This is a genomic window from Mesorhizobium sp. B2-4-17, assembly GCF_006441275.1.
Classification (GTDB): domain Bacteria; phylum Pseudomonadota; class Alphaproteobacteria; order Rhizobiales; family Rhizobiaceae; genus Mesorhizobium.
On sequence record NZ_VFUX01000002.1, the window covers coordinates 342967 to 363376 of the forward strand.

The window sequence follows — 20410 nt, forward strand, 5'->3', positions numbered from 1 at the left end:
CGATAGCGTGACATCAGGAGTGAGGGCGCAAGCAGAGACCACCGGCGGCCACGGCACATCGAGGGGCATCGCGCTGAAGATCGTCTCCGTGGCGGTTTTCGTCGGCATGCAAACCTGCATCAAGGCCGTCGGCGACGTGCCCGCGGGCCAGATCGTCTTCTTCCGCTCCTTCTTCGCCATCTTCCCGATCATTGCTTTTCTGGCATTCAAGAGACAGCTGTCCACGGCATTCGTCACCAAACGACCTTTCAACCATGTCACGCGCGGCATCGTTGGCGTCGGCGCCATGGGACTTGGCTTCTTCGCGCTGACCAGGCTGCCGCTGCCGGAGGCGATCACCTTGAACTATGCGCAGCCGCTGCTGGTCGTGGTGTTCTCCTCGATCTTCCTCGGCGAGACGATCCGCGTCTATCGCTGGAGCGCCGTTGCCGTTGGTCTTATTGGCGTGCTCATCATTTCGTGGCCGGAACTGACCCTGCTCAACTCGGGCGAGGGGCTCGACGATCAGGAGGTCCTGGGCGTGGTGGCCGTGCTGGTGGCCGCGGCCATCTCGGCTGTCGCCATGCTGCTCGTGCGCAATCTCGTGCAGACCGAGAAGACGGCGACCATTGTGCTATGGTTCTCCTCGACGGCGAGCGTGCTCTCGCTGCTGACGCTGCCTTTCGGCTGGCAATCGCTGACGCAAATGCAAGCCGCGCTCCTCGTGCTGGCCGGGTTTTGCGGCGGCCTCGGTCAGATCCTGATGACGGCGGCTTACCGGCATGCCGAAGCGTCGGTCGTGGCGCCCTTCGAATACACCTCGATGATCCTCGGCGTCGTCGTCGGTTATTTCGTTTTCGGCGATGTGACCTCGCTCAGCACCCTGGTCGGTGGTGTGATCGTGGTGGCCGCCGGTATCTTCATCATCTGGCGTGAGCGTCAACTCGGCCTGGAACGCACGAGGACGCGAAAGGCGGCCTTGCCGCAAGGCTGATCACGACCGTTCGGCCCGTTCCTTCGTCAGCCGCACCAGCACCGCTCGTGTCTGTTCGTCCGCCGGGAAAAAGGATTCGATCGCCAGCTCCGACAAGGTCACGTCGAGCGGTGTGCCGAACACCGTTATGGTGCTGATGAACGACAGCACCTGATCGCCATGGGCAAGTCTGAGCGGATGCGCGATGGCATTCGGCTCGACGGGCGCCGGCCGGCTGCCCATGAGGCCGGAAGGGTAGCCACGCAATTCGCGCTCCAACTCGATCAGAACCGGGTCGTCGGTGGCATCGTTCTGGTGCTTCAGGCGCTGGAGCAGATGCGTGCGCCATTCCTGGAGGTTGACGATGCGCGGCGCGATGCCGCCAGGGTGAAGGCTGAGGCGAAGCACGTTGACAGGTGGTGCCAGCAAGGAAGCCTCGCTGACATCGGCGAGCAAGGGCGCAATCGCGGCATTCGCCGAAACCAGGTTCCAGTGCCGGTCGACAGCGAGCGCCGGAAAAGGCTCGTGCCCCTTGAGCACGATCTCGACCGCCGCCATCGCCGGTGCCAGCGTCGCGTCGCTGAGCGGCCGTTCGCTGAAGCTGGGCGCGAAGCCCGCCGCCAGCAGCAATTGGTTGCGTTGCCGAAGTGGAATCGAGAGCTGCTCGGCAAGATGCAGCACCATGTCGCGCGAGGGCGCGGCGCGTCCGCTCTCGACGAAGCTCAGATGCCGCTGCGAAATCTCGGCCTCCGTGGCGAGGTCGAGTTGGCTCATGCGGCGGCGCGTACGCCATTCCCGGATCAGACTGCCGGCGGAGGGCTGGGCTGTTGTCATGGAGGGATGGTTAGGCCGAGGCCAGGCGCATTTCAATTACCTGAGAGGTTATCGCTGGAGCAACTCCAGGAAAAGTGCGTTGCGGTTTTCCGTCCGGAATTGCGTAAGGACAAAGAGTCTAGGACAGCGCCCGCAGCTTCGCCTTCACTTCGAGAAAATCCCGCCAGGCCAGCTTCTTGTGGGCCGGTGTTCGCAGGAGATAGGCCGGGTGCAGTGTCGGCATGGCCGGAATGGCGGTGCCGGAGGCCGTTGTGTGGACGCGCCAATTGCCGCGCAGCCTGAGGATGCCTTCGGAGGTGTTGAGCAAGGTCTTGGCCGACGGGCCGCCGAGATTGACCAACACCTTGGGATTGACCAGCTCGATCTGCCGCTCGATGAAGGGCCGGCAGATCTCGGTCTCATGCGGCGTCGGCGTGCGGTTGCCCGGCGGCCGCCACGGAATGACGTTGGCAATGTAGACGGATGTGCGGTCGAGCCCGATCGCGGCCAGCATGCGGTCGAGCAACTGGCCGGAACGGCCGACGAAGGGTAGCCCCTCGATGTCCTCGTCACGGCCCGGCGCTTCGCCCACCAGCATGACCGCGGCCTCCGGATTGCCGTCGGCGAACACCAGGTTCTTGGCGGTGGCCTTGAGATTGCAGCCGTCGAACGCCGCCATGTGCTGGCGCAGCTCTTCGAGGGTGGAAGCGCGCGCCGCGATTTGCCGGGCGAGGGCGGCCTGCGCCTCGTCGGGCACGGCGGCGGCCACGGTACGCGCCGGCGCATCCGGCACCTTGCTTGCATCCAACCCGGGCGATGCCGTTTGCTGACCTGCAGCTCTGCTTTGGTCGCCGCGGGGGGCCAATGAGGGCCGCTCCTGGGGTCCGTTTTCGTGGGCGGGCGCGACCGGTGCAGGCGCGCGCTCGGATTGCTTCGGACGAGAAGCTTCGGCGAACCGGTTGATGGGTGAGTCCTCCAACGCCTCGTCGACGCCCGTGCTGGCATAGAAGGCGAGCAGCTCGGCGATTTCGGCTGGGGTGTTGGGGGCGGTGGCAGTCATGGCGCCACCATCGTCCGCGCGACCACGATTTGCAAGTTGTTCAGACCGCGCTATCCCGTCGGTATGCGTGGGTCCTGCACCAGATAGAAGGTCCATCGCGGCGTGTAATCGGTCATCAGGAATTCGAAGCTGGCGGTCTTCAGCGGGTCGACCTTGCCATTCCTGAATAGCAGCCGGTCATAGGGTTCGAAGTCGCGGTCGAAATCGGCGAAATTGCTGGACCAGATGTTCTCGGGCGTCTTGTTGCGCTGGTCGAACGAAAGTCCGTCTCCAAACACGCTTGGCTGATCCAGTATTTCCTGAAGCTCGAACTGGAACTCGATCCAGGCCTGGCCGCTGTTGTTGAGCACGTCGATGCGCATATACATGATACCGTTGGCGAACTCACCCGCTTTGCCGAATGGCTGGATCGGCTTTGTCGTGCGGATGGTTAGCGTCACCGGTGTCGCTGAATTCAGCTCTTCGGTGATGACCAGCGGATCGTCCCTCGTTCCGATGCCTGAGGCTCCAGTGATGCGGAAGCCGCCAAGCTCGTCGGAGAAGGAGTAGGCGCCTGTTGCCCAGACCTTCACCTCGTTCGGGGCGGCGTGACCTGGTGCCAACGTCAGAAGAGCAAGAAGAATCGCCCGGCTGGCCCGGCCGGGCGTCGATGGAAAGCGCGTCGAAGAAAAGCCGGCTGGCCCGGGAATGCGCATGGCGGGAAGTATGGCCGATAAGCAAGTCGTCGAACAATAAAAAACGCTGGGTTGGCGGGCCGCGCTGTGCAGAAACGGCTACGATGCCGCAAGATGCGCGACTTTTTGGCCAAATCCGCATTGTCACGCATGCGCCGGTTTCCTGTCGTCAATTGATGCGCTATGCAGCGCAGGAGCCAGCAAGATGCGCGACCAGCGGCAAGCCAGTGCGGAGGGGTTGATGAGCGATATCGAACGCGAAAGCATGGAATTCGACGTGGTCATCGTCGGTGCCGGACCGGCCGGCCTTGCCGCGGCCATCCGACTCAAGCAGGTCAATCCCGAGCTTTCCGTCGTCGTGCTGGAAAAGGGCGGCGAGGTCGGCGCCCATATCCTCTCCGGCGCCGTCGTCGATCCGATCGGCATCGACCGGCTGCTGCCCGGCTGGCGCGAAGAGGAAGGCCACCCTTTCAAGACGCCCGTCACCGCGGATCATTTCCTCGTGCTCGGCCCGGCCGGCTCGTTCCGTCTGCCCAATTTCCTAATGCCGCCGCTGATGAACAACCACGGCAATTACATTGTCTCGCTCGGTAATGTCTGCCGCTGGCTGGCGACCAAGGCCGAGGCGCTTGGCGTCGAGATCTATCCGGGCTTTGCCGCCGCTGGGCTGCTCTACAATGAAGAAGGCGCCGTCACCGGCGTCGTCACCGGCGACATGGGCGTCGAGAAGGACGGCACGCATGGCCCAGGCTTCGCGCCGGGTATGGCACTGATGGGCAAATATGTGCTGATCGGCGAAGGCGCGCGGGGCTCGCTCGCCAAGCAGCTGATCGCCAGATACAAACTTTCCGACGGCCGCGAACCCGGCAAGTATGGCATCGGCCTCAAGGAACTCTGGCAGGTCAAGCCGGAGAACCACCGGCCGGGCCTGGTGCAGCATTCCTTCGGCTGGCCGCTTGACATGAAGACTGGCGGCGGCTCGTTCCTCTACCATCTGGAGGACAACCAGGTGGCGGTCGGCTTCGTCGTCCACCTCAACTACAAAAACCCATATCTGTCGCCCTTCGAGGAATTTCAGCGCTTCAAGACCCATCCGGCGGTCGCGGGTACGTTCGAAGGCGCAAAGCGTCTAGGCTACGGCGCGCGCGCTATCACCGAGGGCGGCTGGCAATCGGTGCCGAAACTGTCCTTCCCAGGCGGCGTGCTGATGGGTTGTGCGGCAGGCTTCGTCAACGTGCCGCGCATCAAGGGCTCCCACAATGCGGTGCTGTCGGGAATGCTGGCGGCCGAGCATGTCGCCGAGGCGATCGGCGCCGGCCGTGCCAATGACGAGCTTTCCTCCTACGAGGCGGCGTGGCGCGCGACCGACATCGGCAAGGACCTGAAGAAGGTGCGCAACGTCAAGCCGCTCTGGTCGCGCTTCGGCACCATCGTCGGCGTCAGCCTCGGCGGCCTCGACATGTGGCTGAACAGCTTGTTCGGTTTCTCGCCCTTCGGCACGCTGAAGCATGGCAAGGCCGACTATGCTACACTCGAGCCCGCCGCCCAGCACAAGAAGATCGCCTATCCGAAGCCGGATGGCGTGCTGACATTCGACCGCCTGTCCTCGGTGTTCCTGTCCAACACCAATCACGAGGAAAACGAGCCGGTGCACCTCATCGTCGGCGACATGGCGCTGCAGCAGCGCTCCGAGCACGATGTCTTCGCCGGGCCTTCCACACGCTATTGCCCGGCCGGTGTCTACGAATGGGTCGACAAGGACGGCAACGCAGCCGCCGATCCCTCGGCCAAGGACGTGCGCTTCGTGATCAACGCGCAGAACTGCGTCCACTGCAAGACTTGCGATATCAAGGACCCGAACCAGAACATCAACTGGGTGCCGCCGCAGGGCGGAGAAGGCCCGGTCTACCAGAATATGTGAGTGGCGGCCGATCTGCTGCCGCCATCGCGAGACTGGCGGCTTCGCGCAAGCCCGTTGAAGCGCCTCGCCGAGTGTGGTCTGCTTGGCTACCCACAAAGGAGGCGGACATGCGCCTGACCAGCCTGACAATGCTTGCCGCGGCCTGTGCGCTGTCCTGCGTGTCAGCCGCATCGGCGGCCACTAAGCTCATCGTCCGCGTCCGTACCTATGATGTTGCCGGAGAGACCGGGGCCGAGCTTGTCGAGGCGATGGACCGGCAGGGACCCAAGCACGGCTATATGACACGTGCCATCGCCGAAACCGGCTACACCGTCCACTGGGAACTCGATATCAGCCGCCAGGATGGGATTTGTCATTTGCGGCAGGCCAACGGCACCCTTGATCTGACCTACACTTTCCCGCGGTTCTCGCCGGCAAGCCCAGGCCTGCGCAAGCGTTGGGACCGGTTCATGGCTGGCGTCCGCAAGCACGAGCACACGCACGGCAGCATCGCCAAGGCGATGATGCGCGCGACCGAGACCGCGCTTGCCGGCCTGGAACGCCCGGACAACTGGTTCTGCACGGGCACACACTTTGAGGCGAGACGGCGCATCAACGCCATCTATGCCGAATACGAAGCCAAGCAGAACGCTTTCGACGCGCGCGAGCACCGCAACGGCGGCCATGTCGAGCACCTTGTCGACGCTTTGGTGGGGAAGCCCTGAAGGCCGATCCAGTCGTCATCCTGGAGAGGACGAAGGCGCGCTCAGCCGCGCGGCGTGGGAATCGGATTGTTCGAGGCCAACGCGCTCTCATGTTCGTCATGAGGCTGCTTGTCGTCGGGCCGCAGCGTGAACTGGACCAGGACCGGCAGATGGTCGGAGCCGGTATCCTCCATTCGCGTCGACGACAGGATCGTCAATGCGCCCTTGCTGAACACCTGGTCGATAGGCAGGCCCGCATAGCGGCGCAGGACGTCGGGCAGCGTCCGGTGGATCCAGGTCGGGCCGGCCGAAGGCATAAGTGTCAGCCCGCCGAGAGCCGCGACCCGCCGCACAGCCGCGCTCCACGGCACGGCGTTGCAATCGCCGGCCAGGATCGCGGTCTCGCCGAGCGCGGCCAGTGGTTCCGCCAGTTCGCCGATCTGCCAGTATTGCTCCTTCGGCCAGGGCCAGCTCAAATGGATCGCGGCGACGTCGACACCGATCCCGCCGAAATCGATGGTGGCGGTCGCCATCGCGCCCCGCGGCTCGCAACGCGGCGCGGTGCCGGCGACGAATGGCCGGCGCGACAGCAGCGCTACGCCGAACATGCCGTTGGGATAGTCGCAAAGAATGCGGTAGGGGTAGGCGCTGGCGATATAGCTGAACTCGGTCGCCCACATCGCCGAGACTTCGTCGAGGGTGATCACGTCCGGATTGGTGCGGCCGATCAGGGAAAGCACTTTCTTCGGTGTCGGGTTGTTGAAGCGCAGATTCATCTGCAACAGGCTGTAAGTCATTTGATCCGCCGGTTTGGCGACGGCCTGCTGCGGCCAGAATCTGGGCAGCGCACTTGCCGTCGTCGCGAGGCTGGCGACGGCAAAGAGTAGGGCCGCCGCGGCCTGCAGCCGAAACGAACTGGCCAGCAGCGGCAGGGCAAGCAACGCGACAAGCATGCCGAGGTGCATGCGGAAATGCGAGAAGGAATCGAAAGCGGGGTGCAGCGAGCCGAAGAAACCGGCCAACAGGGCCGCCGACAAGGCCATCATCGCCAGGAATGCCAACCCAGCAGTCATGTTCGAGCGCGCGCCTGTTGTCATTGGGGTCATATCTGCCGAATGCCGCCTGACGATCGTTCGATCTGCTTATGGGCCAAATCGCGGCCCGGGCAAGACGACGAATTGCCTCGCCGCGGCTTCACGGTCGCCTACTGGAATGCCGTCTCGGAAAAGCTCCGGAGCTTGCGTGAATGCAATCGCTCCATCGGCATCTCGGCCAGCTTCTCCATCGCCCTGATGCCGATTGTCAGGTGTTGCGCCACTTGGCGCTTATAGAACTCGGTCGCCATGCCGGGCAGCTTCAACTCGCCATGCAGCGGCTTGTCGGAAACGCACAGCAGCGTGCCGTAAGGGACGCGGAAGCGGAAACCATTGGCGGCGATCGTCGCCGATTCCATGTCGAGCGCGATGGCGCGCGACTGCGACAGGCGCTGCACCGGTCCGCGCTGGTCGCGCAGTTCCCAGTTGCGATTGTCGATGGTGGCGACCGTGCCGGTGCGCATGATGCGCTTCAAATCGTAGCCGGCCAAGCCGGTGACCTCGGCAACCGCTTCCTGGAGCGCGACCTGGATTTCGGCCAGTGGCGGGATCGGCACCCACACCGGAAGATCGTCGTCGAGCACATGGTCCTCGCGCACATAGGCGTGCGCCAGCACGTAGTCGCCCAGCGCCTGGGTGTTGCGCAGCCCGGCACAGTGGCCAAGCATCACCCAGGCATGCGGCCTCAGCACCGCGATGTGGTCGGTGATCGTCTTGGCGTTGGAAGGCCCAACCCCGATATTGACCATGGTGATGCCGCCATGGTTCGGCTTCTTCAGGTGGTAGGCAGGCATCTGCGGCAGGCGGGCGGGTGGGGTGCCCTCGCTTGCCGCGCCGGCGCCGGCCCGGGTCACGACATTGCCCGGCTCGACGAATTCCACATAGCCGCCGCCGCCATTCTCCATCAGGTCGCGCGCGCGGGCGACGAACTCGTCGATGTAGAACTGATAATTGGTGAACAGCACGAAATTCTGGAAATGCTGCGGGCTGGTGGCCGTATAGTGCGTCATGCGGTGCAACGAATAATCGATGCGCTGCGCGGTGAATGGCGCCAGTGGCCGAGGCTCGCCGAAGGCGACCTCGAACGTGCCGTTGGCGATCTGATCGTCGGTGCCGTCGAGGTCCGGCACGTCGAACAGGTCGCGGATCGGCCGCTTGATGCGTTCGGCCGCCGCGCCGTCGACATAGGCGCCCTCCAGGAAGGCGAAATGCAGCGGGATCGGCGTGGTCGATTCCGAGACCGTCACCGCCACACCGTGATTGCGCATGATCAGGCGAAGCTGCTCGACGAGGTAATTCTCGAACAGCCGCGGCTGGGTAATCGTGGTGGCGAAATGACCGGGCGTCGGCATATGGCCGTAGGCCTGGCGTGAGTCGACCTGGGTGAACGAACTCGTGGTGACGCCGATCTCGGGATAGAAGGCGCGGTAGCGCTTGCTGCTGTCGCCGCCGGCGGCAAGCGCGGCGAAGGAATCGCGCAGGAATTTGGTGTTGCGGTCGTAGAGCATCTGCAGTGCTGCGACCGCTTTTTCGGCGCTGTGAAAGCTTTGCCGGCCAAAAGGCTCCGGCATGACGACAGATTCGATGGCTTGGGGGTAGATTCGCTTTTCCATGGCTCAATATAGAGACTTGGACGAGCGGTTGGGAGGGGGCTTGCCGCCGAAGCCGCTCAAAGCTGCATTTTTCTTCATCCCCGCTGCAGGCTGACCAGCAGAACCAACCCCACGCCGGACTTCTTCAGCGCCGGCGCCTCGATCGTCGACCCGGTATCGGCGCGCATCATCGGCACGGCCAGGACCGGGGCGGCCAGAAGTATCAGGATGAGCGCCGCCCGCGGCAGAAGCCGAAGGGTCTTGAGGGCGTTGGCGGTGATACGGTCCATGATGTCCGAGCTTTTCTTTTCGAGGTCCGGATACTCTGGTTTCAATGGCGAAGGTTGGTCGGGCAGGCGAGGCGGCAGAGTCTGGTGGCTTCGTCCCAGGAGCGCGCCGGACGGCCCACTTCGGCGACGAGGATGGCGAAGAACATTCCAAACAGGCTCATCAGCAGGCAGACGATGGTGAAGCGGCGGGCGAGCATGGGGTGGTGTCTCCTTCAATGCGCGGGAGAATGCCCTGATGCCTCTGAACCGGCTCTGATGCCGGCGTTCATCTGCGGTTCAAATTGATTGACGGGATCTCGTCTGGCCGCCGCCTTCGGACGGCGGCAGGCCGCGCATAGAGCGCCGGCGCCAGCGCATCGATCAAACGAAAGCGGGGCCTGCCAGGCCCCGCTTTGAGGTCACAAGGAAATGGTCGATCAGAGCTTGTGCCAGGTCTGGCTCTTGCAGATCAGTCCGCCGAGCACGCAACCGCTCATCTTGAGCGAGGTGCCCGACAATGTCGCCTTGCCCGAATAGGTCTTGTCGTTTGCCGGATCGGTGATGCTGCCGGCATATTTGTTGTCGCCGGCCGCATTGAGCGAGCCGATGGTCTTGCCGGCATATTTGCCGGACTTGAGCGTGATGGAGAATGAGCCGCCGCCTGAAATGGCCGCGGTGTCGCCGGCTTGCGTCTTCCAGTTGCCCTCGATCGGATCGGCCCACGCCGTCCCCGCCATGATCAATGTGGCTGCAAGGACCAGGCTCATTTTTCGAAACATGTTCTTCTCCCTATGGATAGCCGGCCGCATGCTCCGCCTCGCCGGTCTGCCGCTTACGCAAACGTAAGCTAATCCAGCTCCCGCCAAAACAAAAGCGGTGCCGCAACGGAAGACTTTGGGATTCTGAAAACGCCTGAATTCGGCTCGTCGGAGAGGAAATGAAAAACGGTCGGCGCTTCGTGTTTGTTTCCCGTGGTTAGCGGAGTGTTGATTCCGCTCCCGCAAATTTTCGTCAAATTTGGCGCAAACCGGCTGAATTGCTGGCTTCGTATCCTTAACGAATTTTCGCGTTTACCTATTGTTTTAGCTTTGTTTTCCTCAAATTAAGCACGCCATTTAACGACGGATTCAAGCCTGCGCGGCATTCTCGAAAGCATCGAAAGAGCAGCCCGGACAAGACAAACGGAGGCAGCTCTCGGGAGCCAGACAGGGGACTAAAATGGCACGTTTTGAAATGCTGGAAACAGGCTTCGGCGCCATGGGGGCAACTGCCCAGGCCGACATTCTTTTCGAACTGGGCATGATGTATGCGACCGGCCGCGATTGCGAGACCGATGTCGTTGCCGCCCACAAATGGTTCAACATCGCCGCCATCAAGGGTTCGGCCCGCGCCGCGGAACTGCGCTCGGAACTGTCTGCGGCCATGTCGAAGGTCGAGATCGCCAGGGCGCTGCGCGAAGCCCGCGAATGGATGACCATGCACTGAGTTTCCGCCAGACGGGGAGATATTGGCCAAGGCCGCGCAAGATGGCCGGGCCGCAACAGGGAAAGGCTGCGCAGACAGTCGAACGACAAGAACAAGAATGCGGCAGGCGCGACAGGCCCAGCCGCGCGACGGACCATGATCGCCAAAAGCGGACTCCGGCTTTCGGACAAGATCAGGGCCGATAGAAGACAGGGACGGCCAAGGTGGGGTTCACGGCGCGGGGGGTTGGGGAAGCAGCCGACAGGCAAAAAAGCCACGACCAGCCGGAACAAGGCTGGCGTGGCTTTTTTGCGTGGACGAGGCCATGCAGGCCCAATCGAGTGACGTCAATGCGCCTAGACAGGTTCGATGAAGGATGAAATTGTCCGGCCTCTCTGGAAGAAGCGTGGCCGGGGCGGCCGCGCGCGAGTGGAGGAGTTCTATTGTCATGAAAAGAATGAGTATTTTGGGCGCGGCCATTTTCGGGCTGATGATGAGTGCGCCGGTTGCGCTCGCCGACGACATCACTTTCGCCGTGGTCGGTCCGATGACCGGACAGCTCGCCACCATCGGCGATCAGTTCAAGCAGGGCGCGCAGGCCGCCGCCGATGCCATCAATGCCGCAGGCGGCGTCAACGGTTCGATGATCAAGCTCGACATCGAGGACGACCAGTGTGATCCGAAACAGGCCGTGTCGGTCGCCAACCGCATCGTCGCCAACGGCGTCAAATTCATCGACGGCCACGCCTGCTCGGGTTCGAGCATTCCGGCGTCCGCTGTCTATGCCGAAGCGGGCTCGCTGATGATGAGCCCGGCGTCCTCGAACCCGGTGCTCACGGACGACGCCGCTAAAAAGGGTTGGTCGACAATCATGCGCCTGTACACACGTGACGACGCGCAGGGCGCCTTCATCGGCCCGTGGATCGCCAAGAAATATGCCGGCAAGAACGTCGTCATCCTGCATGACAAGAGCGCTTACGGCCAGGGCGTGGCGGATGCCGTCAAGTCAACCATGAATGCCGGTGGCCTCAAGGAAGTGTACTACGACGCCATCAATCCCGGCGAGAAGGACTATTCGGCCCTCGTCACCAAGCTGAAGGACCTCAAGGCCGATGTCGTCTATTTCGGCGGCTATCACCCCGAAGCCGGCCTGATCCTGCGTCAGTCGGCTGAGCAGAACCTGAAGTTCCAGCTGATCATGCCCGATTCCATCGCTTCGCCGGAGTTCTGGCAGGTTGCCGGCCCGGCCGGCGAAGGAACCATGTTCGTGTTCCCGTCGGATCCGCAGGCAAAGCCGGAAGCCAAGGCCGCTGTCGAGAAGATCAAGGCCGGCGGCTTTGTGCCGGAAGGCTTCACGCTGTTCTCCTACGCCGTGGTTCAGGCTTTCGCCGAAGGCATCAAGCGCGCCGGCAGCGACGATCCGGGCAAGGTTGCCGAAGCGTTGAAGAATGGTCAGCCAATCAGCACCGTTGTCGGTGAAGTCACCTTCGACGAGAAGGGCGACCTTAAGAATGCCAGCTACGACATCAATCAGTGGCATAACGGCAAGTACGCGCCGATCGCGCAGTAATCTCGAGTAATGAATCCAACGAAATGGCCGGGTCGTCCCGGCCATTTCTTTTGTGCCGGCAATGCGCTCTACGCGTTCTGATCCTCGACGAAGCGGACAAGTACTGTCCCGTCGGTGACCTGTGCACCTTCCGTGGCGATCTCGGCGATCACTCCGTCATGCGGCGCGGCGATGCTGTGCTCCATCTTCATGGCCTCGAGGATCAGCAGCGGTTGCCCCTTGATCACGGTATCGCCCTTTGCCGCGCGCACCAGCTTGACCAGACCCGGCATCGGCGCGCGCAGGCTGCCCGAGGCGGCTGCCGCGTCATCGCTTTTGGCCAAGGGGTCCGGCACCGCGAAGGCATAGCCGACAGCGCCTTCGAATACGGTGACGTGGCCAGGCCAGCGGGCGAGGCGAGGAAGGGCGCGCAGGTCGTGCGAATTGGCGCTGTCATAGGGTGCATCGAGCGCCACCTGGAAGCGCCCGTCCGCCCGCACCGAAACCTTGGCCAGAATATCGTCCTCGCCGAATTTCAGCCGCGTGCGCCGCGCCACGCCGTGGAAATGTGCGTAGCCGGAAAGCGACGACCAAGGGTCGTTCGATGGCGGCAATGCCTCGGCACCGGAGGCGGCGAGGGCGGCTGCCGAGATGGTTGCGCCGGTTGGCGGCGCGATCCCGGTCAGTGCATCCTGATGCCTGCCGATCAGGCCGGTATCGACGTCGCCCGCACAAAAATCCGGATCGGCGGCAAGGGCGGCAAGAAAGGCGGTGTTCACGGTGGAACCGGCAATTTCGGTGTGCGACAGCGCCGCGCCGAGGGCTTTCAGCGCCTCTTGCCTGTTTTTTGCGTGGACGATCAGCTTCGCGATCATTGGATCGTAATAGGGTGAGATCGCATCGCCGGCCCGTACGCCGGTCTCGATGCGTATCATGGCACCGTCGGGCGCCGTCTCGGGAAATTTCAGATGATGCAGCGTGCCCGTCGCGGGCAGGAACCCTCGTGCCGCATCCTCCGCATAGATGCGCGCTTCGAAGGCATGGCCGGCAAGCGCAATCTCGCTCTGTGTCTTCGGCAGTCTTTCGCCGCTGGCGATCCGCAACTGCCACTCGACCAGATCGGTGCCCGTCACCATCTCGGTGACCGGGTGCTCGACCTGCAGGCGCGTGTTCATTTCCATGAACCAGAAGCGATCGGCTTTCAGTCCTTGCGAGGCGTCGACAATGAACTCGATGGTGCCGGCGCCGGAATAATTGATCGCCTTGGCGGCTTTCACCGCCGCTTCCGTCATCGCCTTGCGCAAAGCCGGCGTCATGCCAGGGGCAGGCGCTTCCTCGATCACCTTCTGGTGCCGGCGCTGCGCCGAGCAGTCACGTTCGTAGAGATGCACGGCATTGCCGAAGTTGTCGCCGAAAACCTGCACTTCGATGTGCCGCGGCTTGTCGACATACTTCTCGACCAGCACGCGGTCGTCGCCGAAAGCGGCCTTTGCCTCGCGCCGGGCGCTGGACAGCGCCTCGGAGAAATCATCGGGATGCTCGACGCGCCGCATGCCCTTGCCGCCGCCGCCCGCGCGCGCCTTGATCAGCACGGGATAGCCGATCTCGCGTGCCTTGGAGGCGAGCAGCACGATTTCCTGCGCCTCGCCATGATAGCCCGGCACGACCGGAACGCCGGCTTTCTCCATCAGCCGCTTGGCGGCGTCCTTCAGCCCCATGGCGCGGATCGAGGCCGCCGACGGACCGATGAAGGTGAGGCCTGCCGCAACCACCTGGTCGACGAAATCAGGGTTTTCCGACAGGAAGCCGTAGCCGGGATGGATCGCCTGCGCGCCCGTCGCCAGGGTGGCCGCGACAATCCTGTCGCCGCGCAGGTAGCTCTCGCCGACGGGCGAGGGGCCGATATGAACCGCCTCATCCGCCATCTCGACATGCAGGGCCTTGGCGTCGGCATCCGAATAGATAGCGACGGTGTGCACGCCCAGCTTCCGGGCCGTGCGAATGACACGGCAAGCGATCTCGCCCCGATTGGCGATCAGGATTTTGCTGAACATGGAGCCTCCCGGATTTGCGTCGGGCGGCGCCATGCTGGTGGGCGCGCGCCTATTTCGAGGCGGCGATCTCGCAGGCGCCGCCATTCGTTACTTTGTAGTGCGCGCGCGTGGCCACGCAGGATTTCATGGCAAGCTCTTCCGCCACCTTTTGCGATGGCGCATTCAGGCGCGCGCCGCACAGGATGTACAGTGAAACCACCCTTGAATATGGCGTGGTGGCGTAGGCGGAATGGCCACTGGCCGCCACATAGGCTTTGTAGGCCTTTGTGCATGGCGACTTCGGATCTCCCGACAAAGTCGGCGGGAAGTGCTTGTCTCCCACGCGTCCCGCTAGCGATCCGGCCGTGCTCGCGCCAGATGCTGCGAATAGAAGCAATGCCGAAAGTATTGAGGTGGAAACCCTCCGAAAATATTTCAGTTTCATTTTTTCCCCATCCCCGCTGCAAAGTGCAGGATGAGCAATAGCGAACTTTTTCCGATGCCACCAGCTCTGCAGGGGTGGCTCGCAATGTCGTGAGTGGACGAAAAGTCTGGCTTGTAAAGTTCAATTGTCACCCAATGCAGCAAGGGCCCGCCGGTATATTTCCGCCATTGGTTCGTCGAAGCAGCAGAAAATAACGATTTCGGGAACCGCGCTCCGTTCGATGAAGTCACTGACCGCATCGACGGCGATTCCGGCCGCAGCCTCTTTCGGATAGCGGTAGACACCCGTCGAGATTGCTGGAAATGCTACTGAGCGGCAGTCATTGGCGACGGCTATTTCGAGCGAATGCCGGTAGCAGGAGGTCAGCAGTTCGGCTTCGCCCTTGCCGCCGCCTTGCCAGACTGGCCCGACCGTGTGGATGATATGCCGAGCCGGCAGTTTATAGCCCTTGGTGATCTTGGCCTCGCCAACGTTGCAGCCGTTCAGCATCCGGCACTCGAATTCGAGCTCGCGGCCCGCCGCGCGGTGAATGGCGCCATCGACCCCACCGCCACCGAGAAGCGAGGTGTTGGCGGCATTGACGATGGCGTCGACATCCAGCTTCGTGATGTCGCCGGTGCGGATGCGGATCCTGTCCAGCGCCTGCCTCATCTCACATCCTGAACACGCCGAAGCGCGTCTCCTCGATTTCGGCGTTGAGTGCCGCGGAAAGGCTCAGTGCCAGCACTTCGCGCGTCTTCGCCGGGTCGATGATGCCGTCGTCCCAGAGGCGGGCGGACGAGTAGAGCGGATGGCCCTCATGTTCGTATTTCATCAGGATCGGCTTCTTGAACTTAGCCTCATCCTCCGCGCTCCACGCGCCGCCCTTGCGCTCGATGCCTTCGCGCTTGACCATGGCGAGCACGGTTGCCGCCTGTTCGCCGCCCATCACCGAGATGCGCGCGTTAGGCCACATCCACAGGAAACGCGGCGAGTAGGCGCGGCCGCACATGCCGTAATTGCCGGCGCCGAACGAACCGCCGATGATGACGGTCACCTTCGGCACGCTGGCGGTGGCAACGGCCATGACCAGCTTGGCGCCGTCCTTGGCGATGCCGCCAGCCTCGTATTTCTTGCCGACCATGAAGCCGGTGATGTTCTGCAGGAAGACCAGCGGAATCCTGCGCTGGCAGCACAGTTCGATGAAATGCGCGCCCTTCAGCGCGCTTTCGGAAAACAGCACGCCGTTGTTGGCGATGATCCCGACCGGCATGCCATGGAGATGGGCGAAGCCGGTGATCAGTGTCGTGCCGTAGTTCTGCTTGAACTCATCGAACTCGGAGCCGTCGACAAGGCGGGCAATGACCTCGCGCACATCATAAGGCTGGCGCAGGTCGGTCGGCACCACGCCATAGAGCTCGTCCGTCGGATGAAGTGGCGGAATCGGTTTGTGTAAGTTCAGGCTTACGGCCTTGTTCCGATTCAGGTTCTTGACGATGCGACGGCAGATGGCGAGGGCATGTTCGTCGTCCATCGCATAATGGTCTGCGACGCCGGAAAGCCGTGTGTGCACGTCCGCGCCGCCCAGATCCTCGGCGCTGACATCCTCGCCGGTGGCCGCCTTCACCAACGGAGGGCCGCCAAGGAAGATGGTCGCCTGGTTGCGCACCATGATCGTCTCGTCCGACATCGCCGGCACATAGGCGCCCCCGGCCGTGCAGGAACCCATGACGCAGGCGATCTGAGGGATGCCGGCCGCCGACATATTGGCCTGGTTGTAGAAGATGCGGCCGAAATGCTCGCGGTCGGGAAACACCTCGTCCTGGTTGGGCAGATTGGCGCCGCCGCTGTCGACCAGATAGATGCAGGGCAAATTGTTCTGCAGCGCGATCTCCTGCGCGCGCAGATGCTTTTTTACCGTCAGCGGATAATAGGTGCCGCCCTTCACCGTGGCATCGTTGACGACGACCATCACCTCGGTGCCTTCGACACGGCCGATGCCGGCGATGATGCCGGCCGAGGAGATGTCCTCGCCATACATCGACCACGCGGCGAACTGTCCGATCTCGAGGAAGGGCGACCCGGTATCGAGCAATTGTGCGAGGCGTTCGCGAGGCAACAGCTTGCCACGGAAGATGTGCCGCTCGCGCGCCTCGTCCGAGCCGCCGCGCTCGACGGCGGCGGCTTTTTCGGCGACGTCGGCGACCAGTTCGCGCATGCGTTCGGCATTGGCGCGAAAAGTTTCGGAAGAGGGTGAAATCTGGGTTTGAAGGACGGCCATATCACACCCCTTCCGCCATGATCTCGCGGCCGATCAGCCAGCGGCGAATTTCGCTGGTGCCGGCACCGATCTCGTAGAGCTTGGCGTCGCGCAGCAGGCGGCCGGTCGGATAGTCGTTGATATAGCCATTGCCGCCGAGCAGCTGGATGGCATCGAGCGCCATCTGCGTTGCCCTCTCGGCGGCGAACAGCACGCAGCCAGCGGCATCCTTGCGGGTTGTCTGGCCGCGGTCGCAGGCCGCGGCCACGGCATAGACATAGGCGCGCGCGGCGTTCATAACCGTGTACATGTCGGCAAGCTTGCCTTGCACCAACTGGAACTCGCCGATCGGCTGGCCGAACTGCTTGCGCTCATGCACGTAGGGGATAGCCACGTCCAGGCACGCGGCCATCAGGCCGATCGGGCCGCCGGCGAGCACCGTGCGCTCGTAGTCGAGGCCCGACATCAGCACTTCGACGCCGCGCCCTTCCTCGTGCAGGACATTGTCGAAGGGAACCTCGACATTCTCGAACACGAGCTCTCCGGTGTTGGAGCCGCGCATGCCGAGCTTGTCGAGCTTTTGCGCCACGGAGAATCCGGCCATCGCCTTTTCGACGATAAAGGCGGTGATGCCGCGCGATTGCCGTTCGGGATCGGTCTTGGCATAGACGACCAGCGTTTCAGCGTCCGGGCCGTTGGTGATCCACATCTTGGTGCCGTTGAGCACATAGCGGTCATTGCGCTTCTCGGCGCGCAGCTTGAGCGAGACAACGTCGGAGCCGGCGCCGGATTCCGACATGGCCAGCGCGCCGACACGCTCGCCCGAGCACAGCGGCGGCAGGAATTTCTCCTTTTGCGCCGGCGTTGCCCAGCGGTTGATCTGGTTGACGCAGAGATTGGAGTGAGCGCCATAGGACAGGCCGACCGATGCCGAGGCCCGCGAAATCTCCTCGACCGCGATCACATGGGCGAGATAGCCCATGCCGCTGCCGCCAAAATCGGGGTCGGCGGTGATGCCGAGCAGGCCGAGTGAGCCGAGTTCGCGCCATAGATGCGCCGGGAATTCATTCGACCGGTCGATGTCGGCGGCAACAGGCGCGATCCTGTCCTGGGCAAAGCGCCGCACCATGTCGCGCAGCGCTTCGATCTCCTCGTCATGCCCGAAGCTGAGCGTGTTCGTATACATGCCGTTCCTCCGCACCGCCGATCCTGGCGCCGACCAGGCGCATTGTCATTGAAAGATATGTCGCCGTCACTTCAGTGATCGATAGCCGCTCGCCCGGGCGAAACCAGACGATGACGCCGGTCATCATCTGGATCAGCGCCATGGCCGTCAGCCCGGTGTCCTCGACATTGAAGGTGCCCGCCTCGGCGCCGTCGCGCAGGATGGCGCGCAGCTCCTTTTCGTAGGCTGTGCGCAGGCGCAGGATCTGCGTCAGCCTGTCGGGCGACAAGCTGCGCAACTCCATGTTCGACACATGCGTGGCGTGCCGGCGCTCGATGTGGAAAGTGATGTGATTGCGCACATAGGCAGCAAGCTGCGCGATCGGATCGGCATGGTCCGGCCTGGCGTTTTCCCAAGCCTGGCTAAGCCCTTCCATATGCTCGCGCATCAGCGTGAACAGCAGGTCTTCCTTGGTCGGGAAATAGCGGTAGAGCGCGGCGGCCTGCACGCCGACCTCGGCGGCCAGCCGGCGCATCGACATCGCCTCATAGCCGTAGCGTGCGATCAGGTTGACCGCCGCCTCGCGGACTGCCGCCTCGGTTCGTTCGCCGTCCGATCCTGTGGTGCGCGCCATGGTTGCCTCGTCAGGGCGGCAATAATAAAACGAACGTTCAATTAATTCAAGGATAACTTAAGACTGCCTATGCGACAATCCTGAAGTCTCCAGGCGCGGTCCATCTCTCGAGTTCCTCCACATCTACCCTTGAGACCGCTGAGCCTGCCGGGCCTTGCCAAAGCCGTTCGACCATGGCTGAAATCGCCGCGTCAGCCCCGGAAAGCCACGCCGTCACCGAGCCGTCTCTTTCGTTGCGAACCCAGCCCAACAGCCCAAGTCCAGTCGCTTCACCTCGCGCCCAGATCCTGTAGCCGACACCTTGCACCTTGCCGTACACGCGCGCCTGCACTGCTCTTGTCCGGTCATCCATTGCTCACTCCCTTGCCTAGAGTCTGGCGCAGGATCGAACGAAGGCAACTGCTGACGGGATTATGGCCATCAAATTGATGAGCCATGGGACGCGGGCGGGCCGCCCGGCCGGCCATCAGGGAAGCCGCGGAGTTTGTCGCATATACCAGCACATCTGCCCGGCAGCGATGGCTTCCGGGCGCTTGGAAACGCGCTAGTTTCCGTGCGCCGCCGCCAGCGCGCCGGGCAGTTCCTCGGCGAAAATGTCCAGTTCGTGGTCGAGGCCGACACTGACGCGGATGCAGCGGTCGAGCCTTGGCGCCATCGGCTTGCGGATAAACACGTCGCGCGACAGCAGCCCCTGCAGCAATTTCAGCGCGAAGGCACCGTCATGGCCGCAGTCGATGGTGACGAAATTGGTGGCCGAGGCAAGCGGCTTCAAGCCGTTCTGCTCGGCGATGGCCGCGATGCGGCGGCGCCCGGCAGCCACCCGCGCCACTACCGTCTCGAGATAGGCCTGATCGGCAAGCGCCTCGACACCGGCGATCTGCGCCATGCGGCTGACGCCGTAGTGGTTGCGGATCTTCTCGAAGTCGCGGATGACCTCGGCTTCCGCCACGGCGTAGCCGCAGCGTATGCCGGCAAGCCCATATGCCTTTGAAAAGGTACGCATGCGGATGACGTTCGGGCGCGAGACATCGATCGGCGGCAAAGCCGAGGCCGGCCCCAATTCGCCATAGGCCTCGTCGAGCACCAGCATCGTGGTTTCCGGCAGCGCCTCGATGAAGCGGATGATCTCATCGGCTTCCCACCAACTGCCCATCGGATTGTCGGGATTGGACAGATAGACCAGCGGCGCCTTCTGCTTGACGACCGCCGGCAGCAGGCCATCCAGGCTTTCCCTGTCGTCCTCATAAGGGACCGTGACCAGCCGCCCGCCGACGCCGGCAACATGGAAGTTGAAGGTTGGATAGGCGCCGAGCGAGGTGACCACGGCATCGCCTGGCGCCACATACATGCGCGCCACCAGGCTGAGCAGCCCGTCTATGCCTTCACCGACAACGACATTCTCGACTGCCACGTCGTGATGCGCCGCGGCCGCTACCTTGAGATCGTAATTGTCGGGGTCACAATACATCCACTGATCACGCGCGACCCTCTCCATGCGAGCGATCACACGCTGCGAAGGGCCAAAACTGCTCTCATTGGCGCCGATACGGGCGCGGAAAGCCCGCCCGCGCTCACGCTCCTGTGCTTCCGGGCCGACGAACGGCACGGTCGAGGGAAGCGCGGCAATGACCGGCGAGAGGGGAGGGCGCAAGTGCATGACGGAAGCTCGCGTGGAAAGGGAGCTTCTTGCTAGCGTGAGTGAAAGGTGGGTGCAAGTTGCATAAGAAGCGGAAATGGACATAGTTGACAGGGCTACGCCGCCTGTCGATGTGCTCGGCGAATGCCGCCTAGGCGTGTCTCGATGAACGGAACCCAAGACGTGG

21 protein-coding genes are annotated in these 20410 nt (G+C 63.1%); 5 read left to right on the forward strand and 16 right to left on the reverse strand.

The annotated features are described in order from the left end of the window. Window positions 1–7: 7 nt before the first annotated feature. Window positions 8–973, forward strand: coding sequence for a DMT family transporter (locus FJ548_RS03330; protein ID WP_140611176.1), 966 nt, complete (start codon window positions 8–10; stop codon window positions 971–973). On the opposite strand, the gene FJ548_RS03335 is transcribed toward FJ548_RS03330, so the two are convergent. From FJ548_RS03335 to FJ548_RS03345, 3 genes are all read right to left on the reverse strand, one after another. Further along, window positions 974–1786, reverse strand: coding sequence for a helix-turn-helix transcriptional regulator (locus tag FJ548_RS03335; RefSeq protein WP_140611174.1), 813 nt, complete (start codon window positions 1784–1786; stop codon window positions 974–976). A gap of 118 nt (window positions 1787–1904) precedes the next feature. After that, window positions 1905–2825 carry a uracil-DNA glycosylase gene (locus FJ548_RS03340; protein WP_140776797.1) on the reverse strand — a complete coding sequence of 307 codons (921 nt, stop codon included), beginning with the start codon at window positions 2823–2825 and terminating at the stop codon, window positions 1905–1907. 50 nt (window positions 2826–2875) lie between these two features. Beyond that, window positions 2876–3520 (reverse strand): hypothetical protein, encoded by a 645-nt coding sequence (locus FJ548_RS03345; RefSeq protein ID WP_140776799.1) that lies wholly within the window; start codon window positions 3518–3520, stop codon window positions 2876–2878. 220 nt (window positions 3521–3740) lie between these two features. On the opposite strand from FJ548_RS03345, the gene FJ548_RS03350 reads away from it, so the two are divergent. Together FJ548_RS03350 and FJ548_RS03355 are read left to right on the forward strand one after the other, a co-directional pair. Continuing rightward, a complete protein-coding gene (locus FJ548_RS03350; RefSeq protein ID WP_140693617.1) occupies window positions 3741–5420 on the forward strand; it encodes an electron transfer flavoprotein-ubiquinone oxidoreductase in 1680 nt (559 codons plus the stop codon). A gap of 107 nt (window positions 5421–5527) precedes the next feature. Beyond that, window positions 5528–6124, forward strand: a complete 597-nt coding sequence (locus FJ548_RS03355) for a DUF922 domain-containing protein (protein ID WP_140611165.1) — start codon at window positions 5528–5530, stop codon at window positions 6122–6124. Between the two features lie 41 nt (window positions 6125–6165). Here FJ548_RS03355 and FJ548_RS03360 read toward each other — a convergent pair whose 3' ends face one another. The 5 genes from FJ548_RS03360 to FJ548_RS03375 all read right to left on the reverse strand — a co-directional run bounded on the left by FJ548_RS03360 (window position 6166) and on the right by FJ548_RS03375 (window position 9837). Continuing rightward, window positions 6166–7176: an endonuclease/exonuclease/phosphatase family protein gene (locus tag FJ548_RS03360; protein WP_181168698.1), complete on the reverse strand. Its 1011-nt coding sequence runs from the start codon at window positions 7174–7176 to the stop codon at window positions 6166–6168. A gap of 131 nt (window positions 7177–7307) precedes the next feature. Then, a complete protein-coding gene (locus FJ548_RS03365; protein ID WP_246678545.1) occupies window positions 7308–8768 on the reverse strand; it encodes an AMP nucleosidase in 1461 nt (486 codons plus the stop codon). Window positions 8769–8884: 116 nt separating this feature from the next. Further along, on the reverse strand, window positions 8885–9079 hold the full coding sequence (locus tag FJ548_RS03370; protein WP_140611161.1) for a hypothetical protein: 195 nt from the start codon (window positions 9077–9079) through the stop codon (window positions 8885–8887). A 41-nt stretch (window positions 9080–9120) separates the two neighbouring features. Next, window positions 9121–9276 (reverse strand): hypothetical protein, encoded by a 156-nt coding sequence (locus FJ548_RS29745; RefSeq protein WP_181165678.1) that lies wholly within the window; start codon window positions 9274–9276, stop codon window positions 9121–9123. 219 nt (window positions 9277–9495) lie between these two features. Beyond that, on the reverse strand, window positions 9496–9837 hold the full coding sequence (locus FJ548_RS03375) for a DUF2147 domain-containing protein (protein WP_140611159.1): 342 nt from the start codon (window positions 9835–9837) through the stop codon (window positions 9496–9498). Between the two features lie 439 nt (window positions 9838–10276). On the opposite strand from FJ548_RS03375, the gene FJ548_RS03380 reads away from it, so the two are divergent. Together FJ548_RS03380 and FJ548_RS03385 are read left to right on the forward strand one after the other, a co-directional pair. Then, window positions 10277–10543 carry a sel1 repeat family protein gene (locus FJ548_RS03380; RefSeq protein ID WP_140611157.1) on the forward strand — a complete coding sequence of 89 codons (267 nt, stop codon included), beginning with the start codon at window positions 10277–10279 and terminating at the stop codon, window positions 10541–10543. A 427-nt stretch (window positions 10544–10970) separates the two neighbouring features. Further along, complete coding sequence (locus FJ548_RS03385; RefSeq protein ID WP_140699771.1) at window positions 10971–12092, forward strand: branched-chain amino acid ABC transporter substrate-binding protein; 1122 nt, start codon at window positions 10971–10973, stop codon at window positions 12090–12092. Window positions 12093–12160: 68 nt separating this feature from the next. On the opposite strand, the gene FJ548_RS03390 is transcribed toward FJ548_RS03385, so the two are convergent. The 8 genes from FJ548_RS03390 to FJ548_RS03425 form a co-directional block, all read right to left on the reverse strand. After that, the gene (locus FJ548_RS03390) at window positions 12161–14125 is read right to left on the reverse strand and encodes an acetyl/propionyl/methylcrotonyl-CoA carboxylase subunit alpha (protein WP_140776803.1); all 1965 of its coding nucleotides are present in this window, start codon (window positions 14123–14125) and stop codon (window positions 12161–12163) included. Window positions 14126–14174: 49 nt separating this feature from the next. Continuing rightward, the gene (locus FJ548_RS03395) at window positions 14175–14549 is read right to left on the reverse strand and encodes a hypothetical protein (RefSeq protein WP_181165677.1); all 375 of its coding nucleotides are present in this window, start codon (window positions 14547–14549) and stop codon (window positions 14175–14177) included. 120 nt (window positions 14550–14669) lie between these two features. Further along, window positions 14670–15200 carry an O-acetyl-ADP-ribose deacetylase gene (locus tag FJ548_RS03400; protein WP_140761153.1) on the reverse strand — a complete coding sequence of 177 codons (531 nt, stop codon included), beginning with the start codon at window positions 15198–15200 and terminating at the stop codon, window positions 14670–14672. Window position 15201: 1 nt separating this feature from the next. Then, on the reverse strand, window positions 15202–16809 hold the full coding sequence (locus tag FJ548_RS03405; protein WP_140776805.1) for a carboxyl transferase domain-containing protein: 1608 nt from the start codon (window positions 16807–16809) through the stop codon (window positions 15202–15204). 1 nt (window position 16810) lies between these two features. Beyond that, window positions 16811–17974 (reverse strand): isovaleryl-CoA dehydrogenase, encoded by a 1164-nt coding sequence (locus FJ548_RS03410; protein ID WP_140611146.1) that lies wholly within the window; start codon window positions 17972–17974, stop codon window positions 16811–16813. Then, a complete protein-coding gene (locus FJ548_RS03415; RefSeq protein ID WP_140611144.1) occupies window positions 17943–18587 on the reverse strand; it encodes a TetR/AcrR family transcriptional regulator in 645 nt (214 codons plus the stop codon). The genes FJ548_RS03410 and FJ548_RS03415 overlap by 32 nt, the downstream gene beginning before the upstream one ends. Window positions 18588–18654: 67 nt before the next feature. Continuing rightward, the gene (locus FJ548_RS03420) at window positions 18655–18939 is read right to left on the reverse strand and encodes an acylphosphatase (protein ID WP_140611142.1); all 285 of its coding nucleotides are present in this window, start codon (window positions 18937–18939) and stop codon (window positions 18655–18657) included. Window positions 18940–19131: 192 nt separating this feature from the next. Continuing rightward, window positions 19132–20244, reverse strand: a complete 1113-nt coding sequence (locus tag FJ548_RS03425; protein WP_140776807.1) for a pyridoxal phosphate-dependent aminotransferase — start codon at window positions 20242–20244, stop codon at window positions 19132–19134. Window positions 20245–20410: the final 166 nt, after the last annotated feature.

Coding starts and splice junctions, on each gene's coding strand:
- FJ548_RS03335 (WP_140611174.1), bottom strand. CDS start 1,786: ATGACAACAGCCCAGCCCTCCGCCGGCAGTCTGATCCGGGAATGGCGT.
- FJ548_RS03340 (WP_140776797.1), bottom strand. CDS start 2,825: ATGACTGCCACCGCCCCCAACACCCCAGCCGAAATCGCCGAGCTGCTC.
- FJ548_RS03345 (WP_140776799.1), bottom strand. CDS start 3,520: ATGCGCATTCCCGGGCCAGCCGGCTTTTCTTCGACGCGCTTTCCATCG.
- FJ548_RS03350 (WP_140693617.1), top strand. CDS start 3,741: ATGAGCGATATCGAACGCGAAAGCATGGAATTCGACGTGGTCATCGTC.
- FJ548_RS03355 (WP_140611165.1), top strand. CDS start 5,528: ATGCGCCTGACCAGCCTGACAATGCTTGCCGCGGCCTGTGCGCTGTCC.
- FJ548_RS03360 (WP_181168698.1), bottom strand. CDS start 7,176: ATGACTGCTGGGTTGGCATTCCTGGCGATGATGGCCTTGTCGGCGGCC.
- FJ548_RS03365 (WP_246678545.1), bottom strand. CDS start 8,768: ATGCCGGAGCCTTTTGGCCGGCAAAGCTTTCACAGCGCCGAAAAAGCG.
- FJ548_RS03370 (WP_140611161.1), bottom strand. CDS start 9,079: ATGGACCGTATCACCGCCAACGCCCTCAAGACCCTTCGGCTTCTGCCG.
- FJ548_RS29745 (WP_181165678.1), bottom strand. CDS start 9,276: ATGCTCGCCCGCCGCTTCACCATCGTCTGCCTGCTGATGAGCCTGTTT.
- FJ548_RS03375 (WP_140611159.1), bottom strand. CDS start 9,837: ATGTTTCGAAAAATGAGCCTGGTCCTTGCAGCCACATTGATCATGGCG.
- FJ548_RS03380 (WP_140611157.1), top strand. CDS start 10,277: ATGGCACGTTTTGAAATGCTGGAAACAGGCTTCGGCGCCATGGGGGCA.
- FJ548_RS03385 (WP_140699771.1), top strand. CDS start 10,971: ATGAAAAGAATGAGTATTTTGGGCGCGGCCATTTTCGGGCTGATGATG.
- FJ548_RS03390 (WP_140776803.1), bottom strand. CDS start 14,125: ATGTTCAGCAAAATCCTGATCGCCAATCGGGGCGAGATCGCTTGCCGT.
- FJ548_RS03395 (WP_181165677.1), bottom strand. CDS start 14,549: ATGAAACTGAAATATTTTCGGAGGGTTTCCACCTCAATACTTTCGGCA.
- FJ548_RS03400 (WP_140761153.1), bottom strand. CDS start 15,200: ATGAGGCAGGCGCTGGACAGGATCCGCATCCGCACCGGCGACATCACG.
- FJ548_RS03405 (WP_140776805.1), bottom strand. CDS start 16,809: ATGGCCGTCCTTCAAACCCAGATTTCACCCTCTTCCGAAACTTTTCGC.
- FJ548_RS03410 (WP_140611146.1), bottom strand. CDS start 17,974: ATGTATACGAACACGCTCAGCTTCGGGCATGACGAGGAGATCGAAGCG.
- FJ548_RS03415 (WP_140611144.1), bottom strand. CDS start 18,587: ATGGCGCGCACCACAGGATCGGACGGCGAACGAACCGAGGCGGCAGTC.
- FJ548_RS03420 (WP_140611142.1), bottom strand. CDS start 18,939: ATGGATGACCGGACAAGAGCAGTGCAGGCGCGCGTGTACGGCAAGGTG.
- FJ548_RS03425 (WP_140776807.1), bottom strand. CDS start 20,244: ATGCACTTGCGCCCTCCCCTCTCGCCGGTCATTGCCGCGCTTCCCTCG.